This window comes from Nostoc sp. KVJ3, from assembly GCF_026127265.1.
Classification (GTDB): Bacteria; Cyanobacteriota; Cyanobacteriia; order Cyanobacteriales; family Nostocaceae; genus Nostoc.
Map to the genome: position 1 here is coordinate 47,926 of NZ_WWFG01000003.1, position 14,056 is coordinate 61,981.

General features: G+C 41.5%; 16 protein-coding genes. 9 read left to right on the forward strand and 7 right to left on the reverse strand.

The window, feature by feature from the left end:
* Nucleotides 1-18: 18 nt before the first annotated feature.
* Both GTQ43_RS31350 and GTQ43_RS31355 read left to right on the forward strand, forming a co-directional pair.
* The gene (locus GTQ43_RS31350; RefSeq protein ID WP_265276655.1) at nt 19-1,137 is read left to right on the forward strand and encodes a hypothetical protein; all 1,119 of its coding nucleotides are present in this window, start codon (nt 19-21) and stop codon (nt 1,135-1,137) included.
* Nucleotides 1,138-1,173: 36 nt separating this feature from the next.
* Nucleotides 1,174-1,425 carry a hypothetical protein gene (locus GTQ43_RS31355; RefSeq protein WP_265276656.1) on the forward strand — a complete coding sequence of 84 codons (252 nt, stop codon included), beginning with the start codon at nt 1,174-1,176 and terminating at the stop codon, nt 1,423-1,425.
* A 66-nt stretch (nt 1,426-1,491) separates the two neighbouring features.
* Here the strand turns inward: GTQ43_RS31355 and GTQ43_RS31360 are convergent, their stop codons facing one another.
* Nucleotides 1,492-3,255: a Rieske (2Fe-2S) protein gene (locus GTQ43_RS31360; RefSeq protein WP_265276657.1), complete on the reverse strand. Its 1,764-nt coding sequence runs from the start codon at nt 3,253-3,255 to the stop codon at nt 1,492-1,494.
* A gap of 405 nt (nt 3,256-3,660) precedes the next feature.
* On the opposite strand from GTQ43_RS31360, the gene GTQ43_RS31365 reads away from it, so the two are divergent.
* From GTQ43_RS31365 to GTQ43_RS31380, 4 genes are all read left to right on the forward strand, one after another.
* A complete protein-coding gene (locus tag GTQ43_RS31365) occupies nt 3,661-4,521 on the forward strand; it encodes a class I SAM-dependent methyltransferase (protein WP_321162528.1) in 861 nt (286 codons plus the stop codon).
* A 128-nt stretch (nt 4,522-4,649) separates the two neighbouring features.
* On the forward strand, nt 4,650-5,543 hold the full coding sequence (locus GTQ43_RS31370; RefSeq protein ID WP_265276658.1) for a hypothetical protein: 894 nt from the start codon (nt 4,650-4,652) through the stop codon (nt 5,541-5,543).
* Nucleotides 5,544-5,651: 108 nt separating this feature from the next.
* Nucleotides 5,652-5,984, forward strand: a complete 333-nt coding sequence (locus tag GTQ43_RS31375; RefSeq protein ID WP_265276659.1) for a hypothetical protein — start codon at nt 5,652-5,654, stop codon at nt 5,982-5,984.
* 101 nt (nt 5,985-6,085) lie between these two features.
* Nucleotides 6,086-6,766, forward strand: coding sequence for a glutathione S-transferase family protein (locus GTQ43_RS31380; RefSeq protein WP_265276660.1), 681 nt, complete (start codon nt 6,086-6,088; stop codon nt 6,764-6,766).
* Nucleotides 6,767-6,928: 162 nt separating this feature from the next.
* Here GTQ43_RS31380 and GTQ43_RS41875 read toward each other — a convergent pair whose 3' ends face one another.
* The 4 genes from GTQ43_RS41875 to GTQ43_RS31395 form a co-directional block, all read right to left on the reverse strand.
* A complete protein-coding gene (locus GTQ43_RS41875) occupies nt 6,929-7,189 on the reverse strand; it encodes a transposase (protein ID WP_414859168.1) in 261 nt (86 codons plus the stop codon).
* Nucleotides 7,185-7,571, reverse strand: a complete 387-nt coding sequence (locus tag GTQ43_RS31385) for a transposase (RefSeq protein ID WP_265276661.1) — start codon at nt 7,569-7,571, stop codon at nt 7,185-7,187. The genes GTQ43_RS41875 and GTQ43_RS31385 overlap by 5 nt, the downstream gene beginning before the upstream one ends.
* 6 nt (nt 7,572-7,577) lie before the next feature.
* The gene (locus tag GTQ43_RS31390; RefSeq protein ID WP_265276662.1) at nt 7,578-7,874 is read right to left on the reverse strand and encodes an IS630 transposase-related protein; all 297 of its coding nucleotides are present in this window, start codon (nt 7,872-7,874) and stop codon (nt 7,578-7,580) included.
* Between the two features lie 79 nt (nt 7,875-7,953).
* Nucleotides 7,954-9,294, reverse strand: coding sequence for a cytochrome P450 (locus GTQ43_RS31395; protein ID WP_265276663.1), 1,341 nt, complete (start codon nt 9,292-9,294; stop codon nt 7,954-7,956).
* Nucleotides 9,295-9,419: 125 nt separating this feature from the next.
* On the opposite strand from GTQ43_RS31395, the gene GTQ43_RS31400 reads away from it, so the two are divergent.
* Complete coding sequence (locus tag GTQ43_RS31400) at nt 9,420-9,998, forward strand: TetR/AcrR family transcriptional regulator (RefSeq protein ID WP_265276664.1); 579 nt, start codon at nt 9,420-9,422, stop codon at nt 9,996-9,998.
* 59 nt (nt 9,999-10,057) lie between these two features.
* On the forward strand, nt 10,058-10,519 hold the full coding sequence (locus tag GTQ43_RS31405) for a hypothetical protein (protein WP_265276665.1): 462 nt from the start codon (nt 10,058-10,060) through the stop codon (nt 10,517-10,519).
* A 72-nt stretch (nt 10,520-10,591) separates the two neighbouring features.
* Here the strand turns inward: GTQ43_RS31405 and GTQ43_RS31410 are convergent.
* A protein-coding gene (locus GTQ43_RS31410) for an IS630 family transposase (protein ID WP_414859159.1) occupies nt 10,592-11,703 on the reverse strand; the annotation gives its coding sequence in 2 pieces (ribosomal slippage) (nt 10,592-11,283 and nt 11,283-11,703; 1,113 coding nt in all).
* A 180-nt stretch (nt 11,704-11,883) separates the two neighbouring features.
* On the opposite strand from GTQ43_RS31410, the gene GTQ43_RS31415 reads away from it, so the two are divergent.
* Entirely contained in the window at nt 11,884-12,678 is a 795-nt protein-coding gene (locus tag GTQ43_RS31415) for a class I SAM-dependent methyltransferase (RefSeq protein WP_265276667.1), read from the forward strand.
* 68 nt (nt 12,679-12,746) lie between these two features.
* On the opposite strand, the gene GTQ43_RS31420 is transcribed toward GTQ43_RS31415, so the two are convergent.
* Nucleotides 12,747-13,769, reverse strand: a complete 1,023-nt coding sequence (locus GTQ43_RS31420) for a methyltransferase (RefSeq protein WP_265276668.1) — start codon at nt 13,767-13,769, stop codon at nt 12,747-12,749.
* Between the last annotated feature and the right edge of the window lie 287 nt (nt 13,770-14,056).

Sequence of the window (14,056 nt, forward strand, 5' to 3'; positions counted from 1 at the left end):
AAATTTAGGAGATAATTTATGACTACAGCGTTAAAAGCAATTAACGGTGGCAGCAAACAGCGTAATGACCGCAAACAGACGGATGCAGACAAATCAATTAGACCACATTGCAAAGTATCAATTGAGGATATTAACTGGGTTCGTCAACAGCCTCCATCTGTGCAGCAGCTTTGGTTAGATAGCGTGGCGGCTGAACAATTTGGGGGTTCTGCCCATAAACTCGATACTAACCTCACCTACAAATCCTTGCAAAAAGCAGGGGCGGCGTTGACTGCCCAAGGATTATTTCAGTTTGAGGAAGTGTTTGGCCGCTTGCCCTCTGGTAGACCTGGGTTGATTAGCTACCGTGTCCGCAACTTGCACGGTTATTACAATCGCTTTTACTGGGAATCGTCCACGTCTGCGGAAACTAATTCTTATGACGAAAAAGCCGTCCACGCCGGGGAGAAGATAAACCAGTCCAGACGGAATGAAAATCACCCCAAAGTGGAACAAATCCAGCCTGATTTGGAATCATTCCAAAAGAATGGTCAAAAAAGTGAGGATTTGCAAGGGTTCCAAAATCCTAACAACGTTTTTAACAACCTGTTAACTACCTACCAACAACCAACTAAGGTTGTTGGTATGATAGTTGGTTCTAACGCGCCAACTGAAAATCCGCGTGAAGAGGAGACGGCTCATGCGCCCTTGAGGGGCGCGTCGCCTTCACGTACTGAAAGCGCGTCAGAACTTGAAGAATTGCCTACGGCGAATGACTGTACATCGCTGGCGCTTGTGGATGCTACACAAAGTCAATCTGCTTCGTTGGAAGGTGAAAACCAGTATTGTAGAGTTGAAGCGAGGGACTATCATGAAGGTACTGGTTCCGCCGCGCCCGTTGCTCAAAATGAATTTTCTCTAAATTCTGCGATCGCTAATCAAGCGCCCGTGTCATTAAATCAAAGTGAGATATTTGAATGGTTGGATAGAGCAAACCTTGGAGAATGCCCCCCATTGTGGGTAATTCAATATTTGCTAGACAGCAAGTATTACGCCAGTATGAGGGCAACAATCAGCAAGTTTGAAAAGCAGTGGAATATATCTGTAGTCAATTATCAGGTGCAAAAATCTAGTGATACCATTTCAAGAAAAATCTGATACAGATGTAAGGCGTGAAAGCTTTGCTGCATCTAATTGCGAATTGCGAATTGGTATGAGGCGTTGTTTACCGCTAAAGACATCGCCATCAGATCCCAAGCTAGACTATTACGAATGGAGAAACTGAAGATGGCTTCTCTGGTTGGGGAGAATCCGGGGTTTGACTTTTTGCTCTCGTGTTGGAATGATGACCCTGCTTTGCAGATTGTGATCAAGAAGTTGCTGGTGAAGTTTCCGCAGTGGGGGATTGCGGTTGTTGATGGGGTGCTGGTTGATTGGAATGAATAGCGCGGTTGGCGGTTGCCCTATAGCAACCACTCACCCCACATCCGGGAGCTTTGAGACGAAAGCTTGTCAAGATTCCTCGAATAGGCGTGAGCCTTTATGTAACCGATAAGCGATTTGATAGGTTTGTCCAAGAGATCGCATAGTGGGAGAATGGGCTGCTAAATACCGAGCAGCAGCAACTAATACATAAATCCTAGCAGTAGTGTCACCTAATAGAGAATACTGACGAAAAGCGGCTTCTATTTCTTGAATTACATGAAAATCACGGTTTTCTCTCAGCATCAATTTCCCTAGCATCGCCATAAGTCTTTCAGCATTGCCACCACTATATAAATAATTCGCCACTAATTGACCTGTCTGGTTAACTTGCTGCTGACGATTTAATAAATCGGGTAGTTGCTGGAGCAATTCTTCGGGATTTGGAACGGAGTCTTTTGGTTCTGGAAGTCGTGCTGGTGGTACATTCAAAAAACGATTCAAATAGACACTCATTGCCGCATCAAACACACCTCTGAGTAGTTCGACTGTTGAGACTCGTCGTAACCCTTGATGCACAGCGTTAGCAAAAGTAAATGGATGATGTGCCGAATTCCAATCTCCAAAGTCATTGTTAGTATTAAAACGAGCTACTCGTAATGCTGCTGTATAAGTAACTACACCAGCTAATTGTTCTTCAGTACAACCAGCTGACAGTGCATTCAACAGCGAGTCTGCGATCACTTGTGGGTCTTCACCTAATAAAATTGGTACTAGTTCATCTACTTGTGACCAACTTCCTTGTCGAGATTTTCCCATAGTTAATACAGTCGGTAATTGCTCAAAAGCCAACTCTAATATTGCCACCAAATCTACAGGGTAGCGCCAGGAATTGGATTCTTCCATCCGGGAAGCATTGGCTAAACCTGAAACTAGACTAGGCAGAATTGATTCTGCTGCTTGCCAAGCTATAGCATCAAGTGCTTCTAATGCTTTATTGATAAAATCTAGCGTATGTCCAACATCAAGATAACGATGATCCGTAGCAGCACAGAACAGCATATCTGCTATTTGCTTTGAATTCGCTCCTGAACGAATCGCAGAAACTAAACATCTCTCTGCTGCTTCAGCATCGCGTACCTGAATAAATTGGCGAAACCAGTTTTTGAGAGTTGCAAAATCTACTTTAGAGTTAGGCAATGGCTGAACGATAAACTTTGGTGGCGCACCTGCACTATCATTAGCGACTGCCGAAAGTCCATGAAATAAGGCACGGGGTTTGTCTTCTTCATCCAGATAAGGTAGTAGATTGATCATGCAAGTATGGATAGTTAAACCCGTACTCCAACCTGCTTTGTTATAACGAGTACCAAATTCTAACCCCATGAGAAATGGTTCTACCAGATTCACCCCTATATCTAACAGTGCGAGTGTTGATTTGGCAATCACTAAAGAAATATTCTGCTCTAAACCGTCTTGCAGACGTTGGCGGTAGTGAGCATGAGGGTTAAGTAGTGGTGCTAAATTTACCCAGACTTCACCATCACGGATTTCTACTGCGAAACAAGGAACATCATCTGCCCACGAGTCAAACGTTCCACCACTCTTCAGATCAAACCGGGCATAATGCCAAGGACAGGTAACAATACCATCTTTGCAAGTGCTTCCTTGTAAGGGAAAGCCCATGTGAGGACAACGGTTATCAATTGCGTAAACTGTATTGTTTGAGTAAAATAAAGCAATAGTATGTTTTTCTTTGTAGACTAACAAACTGCCTTGTGCCTGAACTTCTGCAAGTTGAGCAACACGGATATAATCGTCTGGTTTGGTTGCACCTTCAAATATTTGAGTCATTTAACTGCACATAGGTAAATGTCAAAAGCCTTATTTCTACTCTGGCAAAGTTTTTCCGCTTTGAGCATTTCTGCATTCTAATTTTTGTTAACTTTAAAATTGGTAACGATGTCTGGCGCAACTTCTTCGTGTAAAGCACTTCAACTTGGCATATTTCAGCACTCGTTCCCACTCCCAACGCCAAGCCGTCTCTACCAGTATTTCTTTGCGGTTGGTGAATTAGATGAACTCTTGCCCAAAAGTAGTATATTTTAATACTATTGTTGTGTCTAATAAGGTAGATTCATCTATCTTCAGACAGATTTGAGAAAATTGAAGAGCAAAGCTATTATTAATAGCACTTAAAATAAGGGTTTAATTAATAGCAAACTGATTGATGCAGGATCTTACTTATTGGTGATAGGTATGCTAACTTCTTCATATTCGGTTCTCAGTCCTTATATTGCTGCTGATTCAGGAGTAGAAATAGGAGAACAAGGGATTTTAAATTTTCCTATTTCTACTACCAGTCCAGCAATCATAGCGAATAGCTATTACTTTGGACATCCTTTGTGGGCAAAAAACTACTTTGAAAATTGTCATCGAGATGAAGTGTTTAAGTCCTGCTGGCAAGCGGCGATGGGGAGTTGGGATCAGAAAATTGTTGTAGACATTGGTTGTGGCCCGGGCAATTTGTATGCAACACTTGGGGGTAAACCAGAATTGTTAATTGGTGTAGATGTTAGCTATGGTGCATTGTCTATGGCTCAACGTCTTGGCTATACACCAGTCAGAGCAGATGCTCATCAACTTCCTTTTATTAACAATTTTGCTGATATTGTAGTATTGAATGCCACATTACATCACTGTGATCAGATGGACATCGTGTTGTCGGAAGCAGCGCGTTTAGTGCGTCCAGGCGGGATCTTAATCACAGATCACGATCCTCAGTTGACTGCCTGGAACTTTAAAGGATTAGGTTTATGGTTATGGAATTTACGCTTATGGCTATATCGCCTAATCAAACGAGGAGGTCATACAACAGCAGCAGAGCAAACTTGGGTATCAGCAACAGAGGTTCATCACCGACCTGGTTCGGGAGTCACAAGAGAGCTTTTCTACAAAATTCTGGAGCCGCTTGGTTTTAGTGTCAAGCTTTATCCCATAACCATACGGTTGGTGCAGAAGTATTGCTTGGTAATTATGGGAAATCTGACAAGAAGTATCGTTTCGCTCAATTATGCTCTGGTATCAATCCTAATTCTCCACTTGCAGCCTTGTCGCTGATGTGTGTTGCTACGCGCCATGTTTGATAGATAAACTACACATAGCTGCTGTGGGTTTTGCAGCAAAAGTCATCAGTGACGCAATTTTAGCAGGAATGCTGGACGTTTAATCTTTGCGGTTCTTTGTGGATGTCGCCACCAAGTGCTTTGGGCTACAGTACTTTTATCTGTGCGAAGAAAGTTCTCTCCGATAGTGGTCTGTTCATTTTTAAGCCGGATAAGTCGATTCAGGATTGCCGGGAGACAGTGAAGTGGATGGTGAAGAATTTACATGGCAGCCGGATGACGGAATTTTGGGAGAAAGCTAATACTGAAAAACGAGAACCAAATTCTGAAAAACGAGAACTAAATGCTGGGGATTCAGAGATAGATGCTGGCTGTGAAGAAATGGATGCTTTAAATCAAGCATCTATTTTAGGTCAAAGTGAGTCAGAGCAAGGGTTTCAGAAAAACTCACTAACTGCTCAGGAACAGTTCACGAACTCTTTTGAAGAGTTCGTGAACTGTCTCTGTGACACGCTTACAGGAAATTCGCGTGAGGAGGAGACGGCTCACGCTCCCTTGAGGGTCGCGTCTCCTCAGACTGTTCAAGGCGTGTCAGAGAAGGAGGAAGACTCGCCTGTGGCAATGGACTGCACGACGCTAACGCTTGTGGATGCTGCAAAGGATGAGTCTGCTTTGTTGGAAGGAGAAAAGCAGGATAGTGGTTTTGAACTGAAAGATTGTCATGGAGGTACTTGTTCCGCCGCGCCCGTCGCTCAAAATGAGAAATCTTTAAATTCTGCGATGCCTGCGGCGGGCGTAGCCATCGCAAATCAAACACAGGGGCAGGTAGAACAAAGTAATTCCGCTTCGTTGTCGGGAGAAAATCAAGTCTCTGGTTTTGAGCCGAAAGACTGTGATGTTCGCGCAGCGTCTCTAAGAGTTGGCACTTGTTCCGCCGCGCCCGTGTCATTAAATCAAAGTGAGATATTTGAATGGTTGGATAGAGCAAACCTTGGAGAATGCCCCCATTATGGGTAATTCAATATTTGCTAGATAGCAAGTATTACGCCAGCATTAGGGCAACAATCAGCAAGTTTGAGAAGCAGTGGAATATATCTGTAGTCAATTATCAAGTGCAAAAATCTAGTGATACCATTTCACGAAAAATCTGATACAGATGTAAGACTTGAAAGCTTTGCTGCATCTAAGTTTTTTAATTGCGAATGGGCGAAAAAGCGAATTGCGAATTGGTATGAGGCGTTGTTTACCGCCGTTCGCGGAGCGTCTCGTAGAGAAGACATCGCCATTAGATCCAAAGCTAGACTATTGCGAATGGAGAAACTGAAGATGGCTTCTCTGGTTGGGGAAAATCCGGGTTTTGACTTTTTGCAGGAGTGTTGGAATGATGATCCGGCGAAAGCAGATTGTGATCAAGAAGTTGCTGGTAAAGTTTCCGCAGTGGGGAATTGCGATTGTTGATGGGGTGTTGTTTAATTGGGAGGGGTAGCGATTGTAATGGTCTGAATGTACAGTAAATAAGTTGATTTACCAAGTCCTGCACAATATAAAAAGTTATTTCCATGCTGAAACTTTATCATTCTCCCACGTCTCCAAACTCTCGTCGTGTATGGATTGCGTTATTGGAAAAAGGGCTGGAGTTTGAATTGGTAGAAGTCAAACTGGATGGGGAACAATTCAGCCCAGAGTTCATAGAAATAAACCCTTTTCATCACGTTCCAGTTCTAGTAGTAGATGATGACTTCAGAATTGTAGAATCCCTGGCGATCCTAGATTACTTAGAGGCAAAATATCCCATACCAGCCCTGATGCCCAGTGATGCTCAGGTGATAGCAAGTGTAAGAATGGTAGCAATGATTACTGTTAATGAGTTAATGACTGCCATCGCTCCACTTTTCTCTATTTTTTTAGGTTTACCTATAAAGGAGCCAGAAAAAATTAAGATTGCATTGGATAAAGTATCAACGGTGCTAACTTTCTTAGAAAGTCTACTTGGTGATAATCTTTATTTTGCTGGGGAACACCTGACTTTAGCAGAAGTCGTTGCGGGGACTGTGATCCCTCAGTTATCTAGTATGAGTGTATCCTTGGATGACTATCCCAAATTGAATATTTGGTGTGAACGTTTAATGAAACGTGCTGCATGGATTATAACTCAGCCTAGTTTAGAGGCGTTGGAAGTAGTTAAGACACGACACAAGGTTGCTATCGCCCAGCAACAAGTCTCTAAAAATAACTTATAAGAAGACACAAAATCCGACCTGCCTGTACTAAAAGGAAGGAAGAAAGAAAAATCGTCAGATGAGGCGATTGTAGCTTTGTCAAATGTGAACTTGTGGGTATGGAAAAACTCAAAGTGGCAGGCAGTTCAGGATAGAATCAGGGCTTTACAGCATTTACGGCTGTTATGAGGTACAGTAGCAGCAACTGGCAAACCAGTTTCTTAAATGTTGAGGATTTATTAAATCGAGTGCAACTGAGATTAGTTTATCAACCATTTCTGTTGTAGTTGGAGTGAAACTACGTAAAAAAGATTTAAGTTGTGACCACCATAATTCAATGGGATTAAAATCGGGAGAGTATGAGAATAAACAAATAACTTTCGCACCTACAGCTTCAATCATTGGCACAATTGAATCTAGTTTATGTGCGGATAAATTATCAATTTACGTCCACTGCTCCTGACCATAAATTTGGCACTAAAAACTTCTCAACAAACAATTCAAATGCAATGCCGTCCATTGAGTTATTCATTGTCATTAATGCAACTACTTTTTTAATACTAATTGCTCCAATTACTGTAACTTTTGATCCTCTATAAAAGGGATTGAGAGAGTAGGCTCTTGTTCCCATTTGTGAACGGGCATGAGTCCTCGTTAACCCAAGTAGAATACCAGTTTCGTCCAAAAATACTAAATTTTCTGGCTCTATATGTTTGACCTTTTCCCAATAATCTAATCTTAAATTTAGGACTCTAATAGTCCCTGCTTGGGTACTCCGTTTTGTTTTTTTTCGATTTAATCCTAATTTCTGTAACGCACGACACATTGCACTTTAACCTACCCAATTGCCAGTCTTGTCTGCGAATAATTCACACAACTCTATCAATGTTGCATCGGGATTTGATTCAACTAATTCTCTCAACTCTATGTCAGCATTTGTTAGATGACTAAATTGTGGTTTTCCTCGCGGCTTGGATTGTAAATTCCCTTCAAGTTTTTGCTGTTTTACAAGCTTTTGAACTAAACTTTTTGAGACGGAAAATATGTTAGCTACTTTTCTGATTGAGATGCTTTTTTGAAGATGTGCTGCAACTATTTTTTCTCGAATATCGACAGAGTATGACTTCATTTAAAGGTATTTATATTTTAATTTATTGTACCTCATAACAGACGCAAGTGCTGTAAGTTCTTGCAACGTTTTCATGTTGTTAGCTGTAGCGCCTCCAAAACTTTACTTTCAAACCATCCCTTGGACGAGAAAATGGTAGTACTAAGCGTTCTAGATTTTGTCCAGGAAGTATTTCCCATTCATAGTCACGGATCAATAATACGGCAAACAGTTTCATTTCTAACCGAGCAAACTCTTTACCTAAACATTCTCGAATCCCACCACCAAAAGGAATATAGCTTCCAACCCTTTGTTTGTCTTGAGTGGATTCAGATGCAAAACGTTGTGGGTCAAATTGTTGAGATTGAACGTAAACATTCTCGTCTTGATGAGTTTCCTGAATTTGGTAAAACACGTCCCAGCCTTGGGGGATACGGTATCCAGCAAACTCACTTTCTTTAAGTACTTTGCGCGAACCGCTACGAACGACTGGAGGCAGCATCCGTAGAACTTCTTTTAGCACAAGCTCTAAATAGGTCATTTGCTTAAGACTTTCTGGTGTCAGCAGTTGTGCGTGTCCAATTTTCGCTTGTTCCAAACGTGCTGTTTGCCACACCTGTGGATGTTGAGCTAACAATAAACATAAGGAAGTTAATGCTGAGGTTAAAGTTTCGTGTCCAGCAACAAGCATTGCTAACACATTATCTAAGACATCCTCAATACTCAGACCATTTCCTTCCTCATCTTGTGCAAGTAATAGAATTCCTAAAACATCTTGATGGGCAATAGGCTGTTTTTGACGTTGAATAATTAACTGATCAAATTGTACAAGAAGCTGCTCTCGCGCACGAACTGCACGAGCAAACTTGCTTAGAGGAAATCGAATCGGAATAGATAATAGTCCATTACTCCAAGCTTCGTAAACTTTTTCTAAGTTCTCATTTGCGGCATTATCAACACCTATAAACAACCTACAGGCAATATCAAGTGTGTATTTTTTCAGTTCAGGATACCAAGTGAAAGTTTTCATCTCTTCCCATTTATGCAGATAACGATGGGTCAACTGTTCCATTGTTTTGGCATAGTCAGCTAACGCTCTTGGCTCAAAGGACTGGAACAACTGTTTACGAAGTTTTTGGTGAGCAGTACCTGTCTTGACTCCAATTGAGTTGGCTCCTAGTAGCACCTCAAAACTTGTAGTATTAGTCATCTCAAATCGCTGACTTTCATTAGTGAATAGGAAACGTGTGGCATCTGCCCCAATTAAGACAATCGTTGGGCGACCAAATAGATGGGTTTTGAAGACTGCTCCATATTGCTTTTGTCGCTGCCCAATAAAACGTGCTGGCTCTTGCAAATAACTAATGGATTCGCCAATGATGGGCAAACCCAAGCGACCAGGGGGTAATGGCAGTGTTCGTCCGCTTGAAAAGCTAGTCATGTTTTTTCTCACTTTTGAGTGAATAGAAGTTATATTTACGATACGGTATCGTAAAATATAAGAGAAGTCAACTCAATAACTGTTTGCAAGTTGTTTAAATACCGATGCCTTGAGATGATAATTGCATGAATAAACCCGCGAAAAATCTGCCAGGACGACCTCGTAACCTTCAATCTCATCAAGCCATTCTGCAAGCAAGCTTGGAACTACTATCAGAAGTAGGATATGAACGTACAAGTATTGATGCAATTGCAGTCCGTGCAGGAGTTAGTAAACCCACTATTTACCGACGTTACAAAGGTAAAGAAGAACTGATTGCATCGGCAATAGAAAGTTTTAGAGAAGAAGTTATTATCCCTGACACTGGTAGTCTTTGGGATGATATTGATGCTCTGATTGAGAATGCCGCGCAAGTTACGCTTAGTCCTTTGGGACGGCAGACTGTTGCCATGATTATCAGTAGTGCCTCAACTAGTCCTCAATTTGCTGAAATTTATTGGACAAAATATCTGCAACCTCGACGGCAAGCTTTTGCTGTTGTAATTGAACGAGCAAAAGTCAGAAATGAAGTTCACGCAGATTTAGATCCTAGTTTAGTTTTTGATATGATGAGTGGAATTATGCTTTATGCGCAAATTTTTCAACCTCAGACTGAGCCTTGGCAAGTATATGTTCGTCGTGCAATACATCTTTTAATCAAGTAGCACGATGATGCCAAGTAGAACAGAGTCAATCAGCTTCTCTACGAGACGCTGCGCGAACGTTGTCAGGAAAAAATCAAGCCACTGGTGAAAAGGTGAAAGGCTGTCATCTTCGCGCAGCGTCTTGTAGAGCAGGTACTTTTTCCGCCGCGCCCATCGCTCAAAATGAATTTTCTGACAAGAAAGCGATCGCTAATCAAACTCAGGGGCTTGTAGAACAGGGTCAATCTGCTTTCTTGCCAGGAGAAAACGAAGTTTCAGGTGCAGAAGTCAAAGCGGATCATGAGGGTGAAAGTTCTGCCACGCCTGCTCACAGTGCTGAAAAATGGTCGCATGAGGCGATTGTAGTGCGGTCAAATATGCGATCTGTAAGAAGGGAAAAACTGAATCGAGCAGCAAATTCAGGGGATAATCCGGGATTTGACTTTTTGCAGGAGTGTTGGCAGGATGATCCGGCGAAAGCAGATTGTGATCAAAAAATTGCTGGCGAAGTTTCCGCAGTGGGGATTGGTGACGGCGGATGAGGTGCTGGTAAAGTGTGATGAGTAAAGTGTGTTATGTCAATTACAAGCTAGTAGTCTACCAAGCCAACTTTGCTAAGTTAAATCCGGGTATAAACGCTGCATTTTTCGACGAGCATCTTTGGTTTGGAAACCCCAATAGACACTGGCTTTTTGTTGATTACGTTGTTTCTCCCAAGCAGCAATCTCAGAAGTTAATGTTTCTGCATTAGGAATACGCCGTTCTAAACATTGGCGAGATAAAACAGATAATTCAATTTCTACTTGATTTAACCAAGAAGCGTGTTTAGGAGTATAGTGAAACTCTAATTTTTGAATAATTCGACGTGCTTCTTCTGGTGGAAAAACTTCATATAACGCGCTGGGAGTATGAATATTTAGGTTATCAACTACTAAACGAATAATATCAGCATCTTGATAATCAATATCTACTAACTTTTTCATTTGAAGAGCAAAATCGGCTTTAGTTCGACGTTCTGTAACTTCGATATGCCGCCATCCAGCCAAGGGTTGAAAACATGCAAATAAATTGACTGTCCCGTTACGCTTATACTCGAAATCATAACGTTCAGGCTGCTCCGGCTCTGGTGGTAAAGGAAGTCTTACTTCTTCTACTAATTGGTAGGGACGTTCATCAAAGCAGACTACAGGGCGTTTAGGATCATAAGGCTCATTATATAAATCCAACACATCCTCCATTCTGAATACATACTCTGCGTTAACTTCGGGAATACACCACTGTTCTTTTAACCACGGTTTAATTTCGTTTTTTTTAGAGTTTGACGTATTGTTTCGTCGGAAATTGAATCTATTATCCCAAGGTTTACTAAGTGATCCGCTAATAATTGCATTGTCCAACGCACTCTCCCTTCTGGCGGCTTAGAACAAGCCGTTGCAATCAAAAATGCTTCTTGCTTTTCATCTAATTTTTTAGGTTTTGGTGGATGAACTTCATCCTTTAAAGCAAAATCTAACCCACCAATGACAAATTTTTCTCGTATTCGTTGCACTGTTGCAACATGCGCTCTAACTATGCTAGCGATCGCTTGATCCCTTTCTCCTTCAGAAGCCATCAGAAGAATGTTTGCACGGGTTATAGTTCTTGCTTTGTGCTTACCTTTTTTAATTATTGCCTGTAGCTGAGAAACTTCATCTTCATTCAAGTCAACAATGTACTTTTTGGCCATACCACACCCCGTTTTTGGTTATTTTACCAATTAGAGGTTTTACTTAGCAAAGTTACCTTGGCAGACTACTAGACAAGTCAATTCAGATGCGCGGACAGTTTAAGGTTAAAGTAAGCAGAGGATGAAAATTTAGCACTTTCAGCTTATTTGGCCATTTGTGATCCTAAATTGTTGCTATTTATGACATATAAGCAGGAAATCATCAATTTTTACAATGGCAGAACCAATTATGATAACGATGTCACCCTCAATCGTGCAATTGCACTTTTTGACTATGTAACTCCAAGCCCTGGGCAATCCGTCTTAGATGTGGCGACAGGAACAGGAAATATTGCAATCACATCTGCTCAAAAAGTAAACCCAAGTGGTTGTGTAATTGGAATTGATATCGCAACAGAACTACTCAAGATTGCTCAACAGAAAATTCAAGCCGAAAACTTATCCAATGTTAGGCTAATTGAAGTTGATGCAGAAGCATATCAACCTGAAGCAGACAAGTTTGATGCGATCTATTGTTCTTATGCCATCGTGCTTTTTCCTAACATTCCTAAAATCCTAGAGAATTGGTATCGTTGTCTCAAGTTTGGCGGATTCATTGCATTTACCTGTTCGTCTGAAGATTCATATTTAGCATTGTCGATTGTAGAAGCTTGTGCAAAAAATGGAATTACACTGCCAAATCTGCACGAACCATTGGGAACACCAGAGCGAATTCAACACCTATTAACTCAAGCCAAGTTTGACCAAATTGAAATTCATCCTCGACAGATGGGGACTTACCTGAGCTTAGAAAAAGTACAAAGTAGATGGAATGGGCAATTTTGGCTACATATCGATAATCCGTTACGGGAATTAACACCCCAAAAAATTTGCCAGATCAAAGCCAGCTATGATGAAGAGATTGCTGCACTAGAAACCGAGCAAGGTGTATGGTATGAGGAGTTAATTTACTACGTTGTTGCTCGTAAAATATAGCAGTTTCGGCTCATTTTTATACATGGAATCAGCAACGCCAAACTTTTTAACCTGATTTCGCTATAAATTCATCTATATGCAACTATTACTTGCTGTTCAGTAGGCGAGAGTGAATGAAGTTGGCAATGGGAAAAACCAGCATTGCTAAACATGCTTTCGTACTCTGCAAATGTATAGGCATCGCCACTAGGGGTTGTTGCTAGCATGACTAAGCTGAAAGCAGCAGCATCAGGTGGCGTAATGCGATCAGAGTTAGGAATAAACTCAAAAACGAGAACTCTTCCATCAACAACCAGCGAAGCTTTGATCTTTCTCAGTAACCGTTCACATGTTGCTACATCAAAATGATGTAAGAAGTTAGGCAGTAAAACTAGATCGTAGTCATTGCTGTAATCTACTTCAAAAGCGCTACCGACAATTGTATGGTAACGCGAACCTACTCCTTTTATCCTGGCGTTTTCTTTAGCAACCTCTAAAACAGATGCCCAATCAACACCAAAAATTTCGGCATTCGGGTTATGTTGGGCAATTGCAATACCAAACAAGCCATGACTTGCTGAAATATCCAACACTTTCAGAGGCTCTATTTTATTCTCATTCACCAACTGAGCGATTAATTGTGCGGGATTTGCCATCATTGGTGACATAGCTTTTGCAAATTGCACCCATACTGGATGTTCTGGTGATAAAGTTCCTTGGGACGATACGGCAGTTCCTCCCTTGAGGACAGCAGCAGTCAGGTCATTGAAACCGTTAGTTATCATGGGAGATAGTAAAAATTCAATTGCATCTCCCATATAAAATTTGCTTTGCCGATCCAAAAACATCGCTGAATCTGAAGTGAGCCTATAGCCTTCAGCTTCCTTTGTCATAAAGCCGATAATCACCAAATAATCGCACAATATTCGCATACCTCGTTCAGAGGTTTGACACTTTTGTGCCAATGATTGACTTGACTCAATTCCTTGACTGATGGCAGTAAAAAGATTCAATTCAACTGCGGCTTTAATTGCCGCGCTGCGTTGGTAAGCGTTAACTGTATTGAAGAATAGTCCAGGTGAGGGTGTTGATATATAATAAAGCTTTCTCAATGACGAAATATAATCAGTGCTCGCCTCTCAAATAAGTGGGTGCCATTCTAAGGCGATCGCCATTATGACATGATACCGCGTCTGTCCCCAGTGCTGAAAAATGGTCACATGAGGCAATTGTAGCTAGGTCAAATGTACGACCTGAGTGTATACAGAAACTCAAAGTCGCAGCGAATTCTCTTCAGAATCCGGGGTTTGACTTTTTGCAAGAGTGCTGGAATGATGACCCTGCTTTGCAGATTGTGATCAAGAAACTATTGGTGAAGTTTCCGCAGTGGGGGATTGGT

What these genes read in the sequence shown, in the direction of transcription:
- GTQ43_RS31350 (WP_265276655.1), top strand. Translation starts at nt 19, where the DNA reads ATGACTACAGCGTTAAAAGCAATTAACGGTGGCAGCAAACAGCGTAAT.
- GTQ43_RS31360 (WP_265276657.1), bottom strand. Translation starts at nt 3,255, where the DNA reads ATGACTCAAATATTTGAAGGTGCAACCAAACCAGACGATTATATCCGT.
- GTQ43_RS31365 (WP_321162528.1), top strand. Translation starts at nt 3,661, where the DNA reads ATGCTAACTTCTTCATATTCGGTTCTCAGTCCTTATATTGCTGCTGAT.
- GTQ43_RS31370 (WP_265276658.1), top strand. Translation starts at nt 4,650, where the DNA reads ATGTCGCCACCAAGTGCTTTGGGCTACAGTACTTTTATCTGTGCGAAG.
- GTQ43_RS31380 (WP_265276660.1), top strand. Translation starts at nt 6,086, where the DNA reads ATGCTGAAACTTTATCATTCTCCCACGTCTCCAAACTCTCGTCGTGTA.
- GTQ43_RS31385 (WP_265276661.1), bottom strand. Translation starts at nt 7,571, where the DNA reads ATGTGTCGTGCGTTACAGAAATTAGGATTAAATCGAAAAAAAACAAAA.
- GTQ43_RS31390 (WP_265276662.1), bottom strand. Translation starts at nt 7,874, where the DNA reads ATGAAGTCATACTCTGTCGATATTCGAGAAAAAATAGTTGCAGCACAT.
- GTQ43_RS31395 (WP_265276663.1), bottom strand. Translation starts at nt 9,294, where the DNA reads ATGACTAGCTTTTCAAGCGGACGAACACTGCCATTACCCCCTGGTCGC.
- GTQ43_RS31400 (WP_265276664.1), top strand. Translation starts at nt 9,420, where the DNA reads ATGAATAAACCCGCGAAAAATCTGCCAGGACGACCTCGTAACCTTCAA.
- GTQ43_RS31415 (WP_265276667.1), top strand. Translation starts at nt 11,884, where the DNA reads ATGACATATAAGCAGGAAATCATCAATTTTTACAATGGCAGAACCAAT.